Origin of the sequence: Stenotrophomonas sp. SKA14 (assembly GCF_000158575.1) — a bacterium.
GTDB classification, from domain to species: Bacteria; Pseudomonadota; Gammaproteobacteria; order Xanthomonadales; family Xanthomonadaceae; genus Stenotrophomonas; species Stenotrophomonas forensis.
On the sequence record NZ_DS999412.1, the window covers coordinates 2,262,552 to 2,276,551 of the forward strand.

The 14,000-nt window shown below is 65.4% G+C and carries 7 protein-coding genes; 2 read left to right on the top strand and 5 right to left on the bottom strand.

Going from position 1 to position 14,000, the window contains the following annotated elements; translation table 11 throughout:
- Window positions 1-6: 6 nt before the first annotated feature.
- Window positions 7-936 (bottom strand): metalloregulator ArsR/SmtB family transcription factor, encoded by a 930-nt coding sequence (locus SSKA14_RS10315; RefSeq protein WP_006453029.1) that lies wholly within the window; start codon window positions 934-936, stop codon window positions 7-9.
- Between the two features lie 153 nt (window positions 937-1,089).
- On the opposite strand from SSKA14_RS10315, the gene SSKA14_RS10320 reads away from it, so the two are divergent.
- Entirely contained in the window at window positions 1,090-2,238 is a 1,149-nt protein-coding gene (locus SSKA14_RS10320; protein ID WP_008265845.1) for an acyl-CoA dehydrogenase family protein, read from the top strand.
- A 113-nt stretch (window positions 2,239-2,351) separates the two neighbouring features.
- Here SSKA14_RS10320 and SSKA14_RS10325 read toward each other — a convergent pair whose 3' ends face one another.
- The 4 genes from SSKA14_RS10325 to SSKA14_RS10340 all read right to left on the bottom strand — a co-directional run bounded on the left by SSKA14_RS10325 (window position 2,352) and on the right by SSKA14_RS10340 (window position 8,648).
- Window positions 2,352-3,236: a hypothetical protein gene (locus tag SSKA14_RS10325; RefSeq protein ID WP_040007417.1), complete on the bottom strand. Its 885-nt coding sequence runs from the start codon at window positions 3,234-3,236 to the stop codon at window positions 2,352-2,354.
- 298 nt (window positions 3,237-3,534) lie between these two features.
- On the bottom strand, window positions 3,535-6,708 hold the full coding sequence (locus SSKA14_RS10330; protein ID WP_008267324.1) for a multidrug efflux RND transporter permease subunit: 3,174 nt from the start codon (window positions 6,706-6,708) through the stop codon (window positions 3,535-3,537).
- A 15-nt stretch (window positions 6,709-6,723) separates the two neighbouring features.
- On the bottom strand, window positions 6,724-7,992 hold the full coding sequence (locus tag SSKA14_RS10335; protein WP_040007418.1) for an efflux RND transporter periplasmic adaptor subunit: 1,269 nt from the start codon (window positions 7,990-7,992) through the stop codon (window positions 6,724-6,726).
- On the bottom strand, window positions 7,992-8,648 hold the full coding sequence (locus SSKA14_RS10340; protein ID WP_008265285.1) for a TetR/AcrR family transcriptional regulator: 657 nt from the start codon (window positions 8,646-8,648) through the stop codon (window positions 7,992-7,994). The genes SSKA14_RS10335 and SSKA14_RS10340 overlap by 1 nt, the downstream gene beginning before the upstream one ends.
- Window positions 8,649-8,898: 250 nt before the next feature.
- Here SSKA14_RS10340 and SSKA14_RS10345 point away from each other — a divergent pair, with 250 nt between their 5' ends.
- Window positions 8,899-13,875, top strand: a complete 4,977-nt coding sequence (locus SSKA14_RS10345; RefSeq protein ID WP_008265960.1) for an NAD-glutamate dehydrogenase domain-containing protein — start codon at window positions 8,899-8,901, stop codon at window positions 13,873-13,875.
- The last annotated feature ends 125 nt before the right edge of the window (window positions 13,876-14,000 follow it).

Here is a 14,000-nt window from a genome sequence, read left to right on the forward strand (position 1 = left end):
TCCAGCTCAGGGCTTGTTGGCGATCAGCGAAATCACTTCGAAATGGGGCGGACGCTTCTCGCGGGTGACTGTTTCCAGGCTGGACACCTGCAGGCCGGCCTTGTCGACGAACTTGCGCAGCTCCTTGTCGCTGAAGCCGAGGTTGACGTGGCCGTAGGCCTCCACCGCCGCCTTGTGCTCGTGGCGGGCCAGGCTGCACAGCAGCAGGCGGCCGCCGGAGCGCAGCACGCGTGCGGCCTCGGTGACCGCCTGCGCCGGTTTGCTGGCGTAGGTCAGCGCATGCATCAGCACCACCAGGTCGAAGCTGCCGTCCTTGAACGGCAGGGCATGCATGTCACCCTCGCGCACTTCCACGTTGGGCAGGCGGCGCAAGCGCTCGCTGGCCGCGGCGACCACGCGTGCGCTGGTGTCGATGCAGATGTAGCGCTTGGCGTGGGGGGCGACGAGTTCGGCCAGTACGCCGTCGCCGGAGGCGATGTCGAGTACGTCGCCGGTCTCCAGCAGCGGCAGCGCGGTCCGGGCCAGTGCCTCCCAGGTGCGTCCCGGGGAGTAGTGGCGTTCCATGTCGCCAGCCACGCTGTCGGCCCAGTTCTGGTCGGCGGCGCGGTGGGCCAGCACTGCGGCCACCCGTTCGGCATCCTGGCGCAGCAGCGGGTCATCGCTTCCGTTGCTCAAGGCGTGCCACAATGCGCGCTGCGCCGGGTCCAGCTGGGCCTCGTCGAAGCGGTAGTAGGCCGACACGCCCGCGCGGCGGTCACGGACCAGGCCGGCTTCCTTCAGGCGTGCCAGGTGCGTAGACACGCGCGGCTGCGCCAGGCGGGTGATCGCCGACAGCTCGGCCACGGTCAGCTCTTCCTGCTCCAGCAGCGCCAGCAGGCGCACGCGGGTCGCATCGGCGAACACCTTCAGGCGGGTCGACCAGTCTTCAAGATCCATAAATATCTACCTATCGCGATATAGAGATATATTCGCTGAGAGGGCCTGTCGCGGTCAAGTCGCTGGCGTACGGAGGCGACCGGGCCCCGGTACAATCGGGGTACCTGGGCGCGCAGTGCGCGGCCCATAACTTCATGTACCCGGGAGGGTGTTGTGGATTTCAGCTTTACTGAAGAACAGTTGATGCTGCAGGACGTGGCGCGGCGCATCGCGCAGGAGAAGATTGCCCCGAGTGCGGAGCATCACGACCGTACCGGCGAGTTTCCGCTGGACAACATCCGCCTGCTCGGCGAGAACGGCCTGATGGGCATCGAAGTGCCGACCGAATACGGCGGTGCGGGCATGGACCCGGTTGCGTACGTGCTGGCGATGGTGGAGGTCGCCGCCGCCGACGCAGCCCACTCGACCATCATGTCGGTCAACAATTCGCTGTTCTGCAACGGCATCCTCACCCATGGTACCGAGGCGCAGAAGCAGACCTATGTGCGTGCGATCGCCGAGGGCGAGGCCATCGGTGCGTTCGCGCTGACCGAGCCGCAGTCGGGCTCGGACGCGACCGCAATGCGTTGCCGCGCGGTGAAGCAGGCCGATGGCACCTTTGTCATCAACGGCAAGAAGAGCTGGATCACCTCCGGCCCGGTGGCCAGGTACATCGTGCTGTTCGCGATGAGTGAACCGGAAAAGGGCGCGCGTGGCATCACTGCCTTCATCATCGATACCGACAAGGCCGGCTTCGGTCGTGGCAAGACCGAACCGAAGCTGGGCATCCGTGCTTCGGCCACCTGCGAGATCGAGTTCAACGACTACGTGGCCGCGGCAGAAGATGTGCTGGGCCAGGAGGGCGAGGGCTTCAAGATCGCCATGAGCGTGCTCGACGCGGGCCGTATCGGTATTGCCTCGCAGGCCATCGGCATCGCACGGGCCGCCTATGAAGCGACCCTGGAATACGTGAAGGAGCGCAAGGCCTTCGGCGCGGCCATCGGTACTTTCCAGATGACCCAGGCCAAGATCGCCGACATGAAGTGCAAGCTGGATGCAGCCCTGCTGCTGACCCTGCGCGCTGCATGGGTGAAGGGCCAGGGCAAGCGCTTCAGCACCGAAGCGGCGGTGGCCAAGCTGACCGCGTCGGAAGCAGCGATGTGGATCACCCACCAGGCGGTGCAGATCCATGGCGGCATGGGCTATTCGAAGGAAATGCCGCTGGAGCGTTACTTCCGCGATGCCAAGATCACCGAGATCTATGAAGGCACCTCGGAAATCCAGCGCCTGGTGATCGCCCGCAACGAGACCGGGCTGCGGTAGGCGCCCACGTTGGTTGGCGTCGATGGAAGATCGCCAACCCGGGTTGGCCTCTTCCACGAGGCAGGCAGGGCCCCGGAGCGCTCCGGGGTCTTGCATCCGGATGTGCTTCCCGTTCAGCTGCCCCCGCAGGTCAACGTCCGCCCGTCCCAGCGGCAATCCAGCTGGCCTGCAATCCCGCTGCCTTCGACAACGGTTACACCGTACAGGCGAGCGGTATCGATCCAGCGCTGCATCGCTTGCCTGTCTTCAAACTGATAGACACCTGCGAAGCCCTGCGCGGTGTCCGGATCGCTGGCAGCGCCATCGGCAATGCGGTTGCCCTGTGCATCCCTGCTTCCCCCTTGTACATACCTCGCTTCCCTGACCGAGTCGGGACGGATGAGGAGGGTGGTCTGTGAGCCATCCCGCCACGTGATGACGTATATCGCTCCATCGATGCCCAGCGCCTTGCTGACGAAGCTCAGGCCAATGGACGAGAGAAACGTCGCCATGCTGTTCCAGGCCGTCGAATGCGTGGTCGCGCCGGCGAACGCCTCGCCGATCTGGGCCTCAAGCCGGAAGCGGGCGGTTGCCATCTGCGCGATGTCATGCGCGTTGTGGCTTTTGAATTCTTCTGGAAAGGTGATGCCATTGGCCGCTGCCGGGTCATCGGGGTGGATTTCGAACTGTGCGCCCCTCTGGCCAGCGCGGATACTGCGCCGGTCAAGCATCCCCATGATGCGGTTGAACGACGCGACGATCGGATCCGGCACCCGTGTCTGGACCGCCCGGTATCTGTGAAGTTCGCGGTCGTACTCCACTTCGTAGCCGTGAAGCCTGCGTTGGCTGAAATCCGCGACGATGGTCAGGCCCGTGCCGGATGTGAGCGCGAGTGCGCGTGGGTCCGCGCAGTTGTCGCAGACCAGCACGCCTGCAGCATGTGCCACGGGTGAGATCAACGCGCTCAGCCCCAGCAATGCGAGTAGCTGTACGGCTCTTGGGAAAAGCGAACGACGCATGGAATCCTGCCTGATGTAGCTGTGGTAGAAGCCCTTTGTTAAGCCGCGGTTTCGCCGGATGTTGTGACGGTTCGCCCAGTCGTTGCGTGACTGACGAAGTGCGACACATGAGGGCGTATGTGGCTCTGAATCGCAAGGCGATTGCGATGCGCACCTTCCGCTGCGTGGATCGATCCGGTCACCTGGCTGCCGGAGGCGACAATCGCGGTTGACCAACATCCGCTCCGACACGTCGGAGCAGGCAATAGAAAAGGCCCCGGATCGCTCCGGGGCCTTTTCGTTTCAACCCAGCGCCGGATCAACGATCCGGGCGGTGGGCACTTTCGGCGTCGCGCTGGCGTTCCATGAACTCCTTGGAGGGTTCATCCAGCTTGTCGCCCAGCATGCGCCGCACGACCACGAAGAACACCGGGATCATCAGCAGGCCGAGCAGGGTGGCGAACAGCATGCCGCCGATCACGCCGGTACCGATGGCGTGGCGGGAGTTGGCGCCGGCGCCGGTGGAGATCGCCATCGGGATCACGCCCATGATGAACGCGAACGACGTCATCAGGATCGGGCGGAAACGCAGGCGTGCCGCCTCGATGGTGGCATCGCGCAGGTTCTTGCCCGCCGCACGCTGCTCCACCGCGAACTCCACGATCAGGATCGCGTTCTTCGCCGCCAGGCCGATCACGGTGATCAGGCCGATCTTGAAGAACAGATCGTTGGGCAGGCCACGCAGCATCGACAGGCCCAGTGCGCCGAGCACGCCCAGTGGCACCACCAGCAGCACCGCCACCGGAATCGACCAGCTTTCGTACAGCGCCGCCAGGCACAGGAACACCACGACGATCGACAGCACCAGCAGCAGGGTGGCGGCGTTGCCGGCCAGGATTTCCTGGTAGGACATGCCGGACCAGTCGTAGCCGAAGCCGGCCGGCAGGTCGTCGTTGACGATCGCCTCCATGGTCTGCATCGCTTCACCCGAACTGGTACCCGGGGCCTGCGAACCGACGATGTTGATCGCCGAGTAGCCGTTGTAGCGGCTCAGCGACGGCGATGCCGACACCCATTCGGACTTGACCACCGTGTTGAGCGGGATCATCGCGTTGGTGCCATCGGCATTGGTGGTCAGGCTGGACGGACTGTAGAAGCTCTTCAGCGACTCCTGGCCCGTGCGGTACGGACCATCGGCCTGCATCGTGACGCGCTTGATGCGGCCCTCGTAGAAGAAGTCGTTGACGTACACCGGGGCCAGCATCAGCTGGATGGTGCTGTACACGTCCGACACCGACATGCCCATCGACTGCGCCTGCACGCGGTCCACGTGCAGCTGCAGCTGCGGGGCGTTTTCCAGCCCGTTCGGACGCACGCCGACCAGTGCCTCGGGCTTCTGCGCGGCCTTGCCCAGCAGGATGTTGCGCGCCTGGGTCAGCTGTTCGTAGCCGGCACCACTGCGGTCCTGCAGCCACATGTCGAAGCCACCGAACTGGCCGAGGCCCTGCACGGTGGGCAGGTTGACCACGAAGATCTGCGCTTCCTTGATGCCGTAGAACGCGCCGTTCATGTTCTGGATGAACTCCGGCGCGGTGAACTTGCGTTCCTCCCACGGCTTCAGGCGGATGAAGCCCATGCCGACGTTCTCGCCGGAACCGACGAAGCTGAAGCCGGCCACCTGCAGCATGCCTTCATAGCCATCCTGCTTTTCCAGGATGCCACGCATCTGCGCGAACACTTCGTTGGTCTGGCCCTTGGTCGAGCCCGGCGGCAGCTGCACGATGGCCAGCGCGTAGCCCTGGTCTTCTTCCGGCAGGAAGCTGCCCGGCATGCGGGTGAACAGGAAGCCGCACAGGGCGGTCAGCACCACGAACAGGATCATCCAGCGCGGGGCATGGCGCACCGCGGAAGTGATGTGGCCCACATAGGTGTGGCTGATCTTGTCGTAGTACTTGTTGAAGGTGCGGTAGATGATGTTCGGGTTGTCGTTGTGCGTCGGCTTGAGGAAGGTCGCGCACAGCGCCGGGGTGAAGCCCAGGGCCAGGAACGCCGAGAACGCCATCGAGATGGCGATGGTCAGCGCGAACTGCTTGTAGATCTCGCCGGCCGCACCGCCCTGCAGGGCGGACGGGATGAACACCGCGGCCAGCACCACGGTGATCGCCACCACCGCGCCGGTGATCTGGGTCATCGCCTTCTGCGTGGCCGGCTTCGGCGCCAGGCCTTCCTCGGACATGATGCGCTCGACGTTCTCGATCACCACGATCGCGTCGTCGACCACGATGCCGATCGCCAGCACCATCGCGAACAGGGTCAGCTGGTTGATCGTGAAGCCGATCATCCACATGCCCAGGAACGTGCCGAGCAGGGCCACCGGGATGACCAGGGTCGGGATCAGGGTGGCGCGGAAGTTCTGCAGGAAGATCAGCATCACCAGGAACACCAGCAACACCGCTTCGAACAGGGTCTTGACCACTTCCTGGATCGAGATCTTGACGAAGGTGGTGCTGTCGTACGGTGAGAACCAGGTCACGCCGGACGGGAAGCTGGGCTGCAGCTCGTCCATCTTGCCGCGCACCGCTTCGGCCACGTTCAGGGCGTTGGCGCCCGGCAGCAGCTGGATGGCGAAGGCGCCGGTCGGCTTGCCGTTGTACTGGGTATCGAAGCCGTAGTTGTTGGCACCGAAGGCGACACGGGCGATGTCCTTCAACAGCACGCGCGAGCCGTCAGCGTTGGCGCGCAGGATGATGTTCTCGAACTCCTGCGGCGAGCTGAAGCGGCCTTCGGCCGAGACCGTGGCGGTGAAGTGCTGGCCTTCCGGCGACGGGTCCGAACCCAGCGCACCGGCGGCGAACTGCACGTTCTGCGCACGCACCGCCGCCAGCACCTGGCTGGCCGATAGGCCATAGCCCTGCATCTTTTCCGGGTTCAGCCAGATGTTCATGGCGTACTCGGAACCGAACTGCTGGGTGCTGCCGACGCCGGGGATACGCGAGACCTGGTCGAGCACGCGCGAACCGACGATGTCGTTCAGGGCATCACGGTTGATGGTCGGTGTATCGGACTGCAGTGCCACCACCATCAGGAAGCCGGCGTTGGCCTTGGCCACCACCACGCCCTGCTGGGTCACTTCCGAAGGCAGTCGTGGCGTGGCCAGCGATACCTTGTTCTGCACCTGCACCTGGGCGATGTCCGGATCGGTACCGGTCTCGAAGGTCAGGGTGATCTGCGCCCGGCCGTTGGAGGACGAGGAAGAGCTGAAGTACAGCAGGTGATCGATACCGGTCAGCTGCTGCTCGATCACCTGGGTGACCGACTTCTCGGTGGTGTCCGCGCTGGCGCCCGGGTAGGTGGCCGAAACGGTCACCTGCGGCGGGGCGATGTTGGGATAGGACTCCACGCCCAGGTTGAGGATCGCGATCACGCCACTGAGCGAGATCAGGATCGCAACCACCCAGGCGAAGACTGGATGTTCGATGAAAAATTTAGGCATGACGGAAGGTTCCCGTTACTGCTTGTTCGAATCGGTGGCGGCCGGCTTGGCCGCATCGGCCTGCTCGGGCTTGGCCGCATCGGCCGGTGCCTTGCCGGCGGCTGGTGCCGCGCCTGCCGGAGCAGCGCCGCCTGCGGCAGGCTTGCCGTTGGCGTCTTGCCCCGGGGTCCACGGCTTGGCCACCGCCGGTGCACCTTCCTTGACCTTCTGCACGCCGGCCACGATCACCTTGTCACCGGCGGCCAGGCCGTCGCTGACCAGCCAGTTGCCGTTCTGCGCGCCATCGGTCTTGACGTTCTTGCGCACCACCTTGCCATCGGCACCGACCACCATCACGTAGCCGCCGGTGGTGTCGCGCAGCAGCGCCTGCTGTGGCACCAGGTAGGCGTTGTTGCGCTCGCCCAGGTTGGCCTGGAAGCTGACGAAGGCGCCCGGCAGCAGGATCTGCTGCGGATTCGGCAGCAGCGCACGCAGCGATACCGCGCCGGTGGCCGGATCGACCGTGGTCGAGGAGAAGTCCAGCGTGCCCGGCTCGCTGTAGGTGGTGCCGTCGGCCAGCTTGACGCTGACGGTAGCCTTGCCATCGCCGGACAGGGCCAATGCGCCCTTGGCCTGCTGCGCGCGCAGCTGGGTCAGCTCATCGACGCTCAGCGAGAAGTTCACGTACAGCGGGTCGAGCTGGTCGACGGTGGTCAGCAGGGTCACATCGCCCTGGCCGACCAGCGCACCTTCGGTGACCTGCTGCTTGTTGGCCACGCCGCTGATCGGGGCGGTCACTTCGGTGTAGCCCAGGCTGATGCGTGAGGAGGTCACCGATGCTTCTGCCTGCTTGACCGCTGCCAGGGCGGTGCGCTCGGCCGATTCGGCATTGTCCAGGTCGGCCTTGGAGACGAACTGCTGCGGGGCCAGCGAGCGCGCACGGTCGGCGGCGACCTTGGCGTTGGCATAGGTGGCACGGGCCGAGGCCAGCTGGGCTTCGGAGGCGTTGAGCGAGGCACGCAGCGGCGCCGGGTCGATCAGGAACAGGGTCTGGCCCTGCTTGACCTGGGAGCCTTCCTGGTAGACGCGCTTGAGCAGCACGCCCGGAACGCGCGCGCGCACGTCGGCGCTGCGGAACGGCGACAGGCGGCCGACCAGCTCGCGCTGCAGCGGCAGGGTCTGCGGCTTGGCGTCGATGACGCCCACCTCCGGCGGCGGGGGCGTCTGCTGTTCCGGCTTCTTGCAGGCGGCCAGAGCGACAGCAACGGCGCACGTCAAGGCAAGGGTGCGGAGTGGGGCGGTCATCAGGAGGAACTCCGGGGTTGGTTTGTAGACGGGGCCGGCGACGGCTGTGGCGCGAACGCGCGCAGGAAGCTGTCGACGGAGAACTCTGCCCAGCGCCGACGCAGCAGCGCGTCATCACGATGGGGGGTATGGAAGCGCTGTTTGTCGAAATCCTGACCGGCGATCATGCTCAGCAGCAGCTCGGCCATGAAGTGCGGGTCGTCATGCCGTAGCTGGCCCTGCATGCAAACGGTTTCAATCCATTCAGCAAGATGAAGCGTCAGCGCGCCGGCGCCATGCCGGTACAGCGTACGCGCCTCTTCGGGAAACTGGGACGCGTCGGCGGCGATCAGCCGACAGGCCTGTCCTACATGCGGTTGGCTGAAATGCTCCAGGAAGTCGGTGGCGAACTGGAGCAGGCTGGCACGCAGGTCGTCAGTGCGGAGTGCACGGACCATGGCCCCGGTAGCGTGGCCGACGTGGCGCTGCATGACCCGGCGCAGCAGTTGCTGCTTGTTGCCGTAGCGCGAATAGAGGGTCTGCTTGGAACAGCCGGCCTGCTGGGCCACCGCGTCCATGCTCATCTGCATGCCCTGCTGCGCCAGCAGTTCGCGCACGGCGTCGAACACGCGCTCATCGCGTGCGTCGAGGGCAACGGGAAGGTAGGCCGGATTCACGCGGTGGACTATACCGTCCAGTTCAGGATTGTGGAATCGCATCGGCGTCGCCGCGTGTGTCTTCCGGTAACACGCTTTGCCGATCCTGTCTGCAGTGCTGAAACAGACGCCACGACCATACCGGTGCGAACTGAATAGGCGTCTAAACCGCAGCAAACCCGAATCTGCTTATTCCGTCCTGCAGCAAGGCCTTTTCGTGCGGTAGGGCTACAATTTCATTTTCCCAACTGAGCAAGCGCATCGCTCTGCCATGAAACCGCAAAAAACCGCAGCCAAGACCGTGAAAAACAAGACCAAACCAGCAGAGTCGGAGGTCGCAGTGACCGCTGGTTTCTCCCTGGAGCCGGTGTACACGGCCTTGCGCAAGCGCTACCCCGCGGCCGCACAGGCCGAAGCAGTGGCCTTCGCTACTGACTTCTACAAGCGCATGGAGTCGGACGAGTTCCCGCACCACAGCGCTGAAGAGTGGGCCGCTCTCGCGGCTGAGACGCTGGAATTCGCCCGTGCCCGCAAGGCCGGCAAGGCCAACGTCCGCGTGTTCAATCCGACCGCGAAGGCCAACGGTTGGGAATCGCCGCACACGGTGCTGCAGATCGTCAACGACGACATGCCGTTCCTTGTCGATACCGTCACCATGTCGCTGGCCGAGCAGGGCGTGGGCGTCCACGTGCTGGGCCACCCGGTGCTGCGCTTCACCCGCGACAAGGCCGGCAAGCTGGTCAAGGTCGGCGAGGGTGATGCCGAATCGGTGATGCTGCTGGAGATCGACCGCCAGCCGGCCGAAGCCATGGCGGCCATCGAGCAGGCCATCAACAAGGCGCTGGATGAAGTGCGTGCGATCGTGCGCGACTGGCAGCCGATGAAGGACAAGGCGCTGGCGCTGGCCGACGACCTGGGCAAGCGCCAGCTGCCGGTCGACGATGCCTCGCGCAAGGAAGCACAGGAATTCCTGCGCTGGGCCGCCGACAACCACTTCACCTTCTTCGGCTACCGCGAATACCGCGTCGAGAAGCAGGGCAAGGAAGAGGTGCTGGCACCGCTGAACGACACCGGCCTGGGCCTGATGCGCGGCAAGGACAAGTCCGCCGCCCGTCCGGTCAAGTCCCTGGCCGCGCAGGGCCTGAATGCCACGTCCGGCTTGAAGGACGCGCTGATCCTGACCAAGACCAATGCCCGTTCGCGCGTGCACCGCGCCGGCTACATGGACTACATCGGCGTGCTGGAATTCGACGCCAAGGGCAAGATCATCGGCGAGCAGCGCTTCCTCGGCCTGTTCACCTCCAGCGCCTACAACCGCCGCCCGTGGGAGATCCCGCTGGTGCGCCAGCGCCACGAGCACGTGATGAAGCAGTCGGGCCTGGCCCCGGCCAGCCACAGTGGCAAGGCGCTGCGCCACATCCTGGAAACCCTGCCGCGCGAAGAACTGTTCCAGTCCAGCGAGGACGAACTGTTCCGCACCGCCATGGGCGTGCTGGGCCTGCAGGAGCGCGTGCGCAGCCGCCTGTTCCTGCGCCGTGACAAGTACAGCCGTTTCATTTCCGCACTGGTCTACCTGCCGCGTGAGCGCTTCAACACCGACGTGCGCCTGCGCATCGAAGCGATGCTGAAGGACGCGCTGCATGGTGAGTACGTCGACAGCTCGGTGGTGCTGGGTGAATCGCCGCTGGCCCAGGTGCACCTGATCGTGCGTCCGAAGCCGGGTGAAATGCTCGACGTCGATACCGCCGAACTGGAGCAGAAGCTGGCCCAGGTGCTGCGCAACTGGCAGGACGACCTGCGCGAAGCGCTGGTGACCCGCCACGGCGAAACCGAAGGCCTGCGCATCGCCGCCCGCATCGGCAAGGCGCTGCCGGCCGGTTACATCGAAGACAACAGCACCGCCGTTGCCGCCAACGATGTCAGCCAGCTCGATGCCCTGACCGGCCCGGATGACCTGCGCCTGAGCCTGCAGGCGGTGCCGCGCGAAAGCGGCGATGGCCTGCGCCTGAAGCTGTACCGCCAGCTGGATGACATTCCGCTGTCGGATGCGCTGCCGATGATGGAAAACATGGGCCTGCGCGTGATCGCCGAGCGTCCGTACCGCCTGTCGGTCGACAACGCCCCGGTGTACGTGCAGGACTTCGAGGTCGAATCGACTGCCGGTGCGATCGATGCCGCCAGCGTCGATGAAGCCTTCGGCGAGACCTTCGCCCGCGTCTGGCACGGCGATGCCGAGAACGACGGCTTCAACCGCCTGGTGCTGGCCGCCGGCCTGCACTGGCGCCAGGTCGCCATGCTGCGTGGCTACTGCAAGTACCTGCTGCAGACCGGCGTGCCGTTCTCGCAGGCCTATGTGGAAGGCACCTTTGCCCGTTACCCGCTGCTGGCCCGCCTGCTGGTGGAACTGTTCGAAGCCCGCTTCGATCCGGCCACCGGCCATGAGAGCAAGGACGACATCGCGGCTGGCCAGGCGCAGCTGAAGGCCCACCTCGATGTGCTGGCCGCCGGCGACGAGGCCACCCTGAAGGTGCTCAAGACCGTGGTCGACGCCCGCAAGGGTGACCGCGACGCGCAGATGCAGGCCGCGCGCGATGCGCTGCTGAAGCTGATGGACCGTGTGTCCAGCCTGGACGAAGACCGCATCCTGCGCTCGTTCATGGGCGTGATCGACGCGACCCTGCGCACCAGCTACTACCAGACCGATGCCAACGGCCAGCACGGCCACGTGATCAGCTTCAAGTTCGATTCGGCACTGGTGCCGGACCTGCCGAAGCCGCGCCCGTACCGCGAAATCTTCGTCTACGGCCCGCGCGTGGAAGGCACCCACCTGCGCTTCGGCGCGGTCGCCCGTGGTGGCCTGCGCTGGTCGGACCGTCGCGAAGACTTCCGTACCGAAGTGCTGGGCCTGGTCAAGGCGCAGATGGTCAAGAACACCGTCATCGTGCCGGTTGGCGCGAAGGGCGGCTTCTTCGCCAAGACCCCGCCGGTCAATGGTGACCGCGACGCGGTCTTCGCCAACGGCGTGGCCTGCTACAAGCTGTTCATCCAGGGCCTGCTGGACATCACCGACAACATCGTCAACAACAAGATCGTGCCGCCGGTGGATGTCGTGCGCCACGACATGGACGATCCGTACCTGGTGGTGGCCGCCGACAAGGGCACCGCGACCTTCTCCGACATCGCCAACGGCCTGGCCATCGCGCACGGCTTCTGGATGGGCGATGCGTTCGCCTCCGGTGGTTCGGTGGGTTACGACCACAAGGGCATGGGCATCACCGCACGCGGTGCGTGGGAGTCGGTCAAGCGCCACTTCCGTGCGCTGGGCCGTGACAGCCAGACCCAGGATTTCACCGCGGTCGGCGTCGGCGACATGTCCGGCGACGTATTCGGCAACGGCATGCTGCTGTCGCGCCACATCCGCCTGGTCGCAGCGTTCGACCACCGCCACATCTTCCTGGACCCGAACCCGGATGCGGCCACCACGTTCGTCGAACGTGAGCGCCTGTTCACCGTGCCGCGTTCGAGCTGGGCGGACTACGATGCCAAGCTGATCAGCAAGGGCGGCGGCATCTATCCGCGCAGCCTGAAGTCGATCGAGATCACCCCGCAGGTGCGTGAAGCGCTGGGCCTTGACGACAACGTCAAGGCACTGTCGCCGAACGATCTGATGAGCGCGATCCTGAAGGCACCGGTCGACCTGCTGTGGAACGGTGGCATCGGCACCTACGTCAAGGCCGCCAGCGAGCAGCACAGCGATGTCGGCGACCGCGCCAACAACGCCCTGCGTGTGAACGGTGGCGAGCTGCGCTGCAAGGTGGTGGGCGAGGGCGGCAACCTGGGCATGACCCAGCTGGGCCGCATCGAAGCCGCCCAGGCCGGCGTGCTGCTCAACACCGACTTCATCGACAACTCGGCCGGTGTCGACACCTCCGACCACGAAGTCAACATCAAGATCCTGCTCAACGATGTGGTGCGGGCCAAGAAGCTGACCGTCGAGCAGCGCAACAAGCTGCTGGCGTCGATGACCGATGAAGTCGCCGAGCTGGTGCTCAACGACAACTACCGCCAGAACCAGGCCCTGAGCCTGATGGAGCGGATGGCGGTCAAGCGCCTGGGTTCCAAGCAGCACTTCATCCGCACCCTGGAACAGCAGGGCCTGCTCGATCGCCAGATCGAGTTCCTGCCGTCCGATGCCGAGCTGTCGCAGCGCAAGGCACGCGGCCAGGGCCTGACCCGTCCGGAACTGTCGGTGCTGCTGTCCTATTCCAAGCTGGTGGCGTTCGCCCAGCTGCTGGATTCGGACATCCCGGAAGATCCGTACCTGTCCAAGGAACTGCAGCGCTACTTCCCGACCCCGCTGCAGAAGAAGTACGCCGACGCGATGGAGCGTCATCGCCTGAAGCGCGAAATCATCGCCACGGCCGTGACCAACCAGACCATCAACCGCATGGGCGCCACCTTCCTGATGCGCATGCAGGAAGACACCGGCCGTTCCATCGCCGAGGTCGCCAAGGCCTACACCATCAGCCGCGAAACGCTGGATGCCCGCGCGCTGTGGGCGCAGATCGATGCGCTCGACGGCAAGGTGCCGGAGTCGGTGCAGATCGACGCACTGGAGGTGATCTGGAAGCTGCAGCGTTCGTTCGTGCGCTGGCTGCTGTCGCGCCCGGGCGCGATGCCGGGCATCACCGAAGCGGTCAACCGCTACCAGGGTCCGTTCAACGACATCCGCGTCGCTTCGGGTGTGCTGCCGGATTCGCAGCGTCCGACCTACGAAGCCCTGGTGGCCGAGTGGAAGGAGAAGGGCCTGCCGTCCGCGCTGGCGCAGCAGCTGGCCGAACTGCACTTCCTGGAGCCGGCGTTCGACATCATCGAACTGGCCCGTACCCGCAAGCTGAAGCCGGTGGACGTGTCCAAGGTCCACTTCCGTCTGGGCGACGCCCTGCAGCTGCCGTGGCTGTTCGAGCAGGTTGACGCGCTGGAGGTCAACGGCCGTTGGCACGCCGTTGCACGTGGCGTGCTGCGTGACGAGCTGGCGGCCAACCACCGCAACCTGGCCGGCCAGGTGCTGGGCACCAAGGGCAGCAGCGCGGAGGCCAAGGTCTCGGCCTGGATGGGCCGTGACGACAACAGCCTGCGCTTCACCCTGGCGATGCTGGCCGAACTGGCCGAGCAGAAGACCCTGGACTACCCGACCGTCTCGGTCGCGGTGCAGCGCCTGGGTCAGCTGGCTGCGCATGGTGCGTAAGCGCATTCGCGCTGACGCCCCACGGTTTGCTCTGCAAACCGTGGGACCCATGCCAACCATGCTCCCAGACCCCCGCGCCGTTGGCGCGCCCCCCTGACTCAGGGGGGCTCCTGATCTGTAGCAGT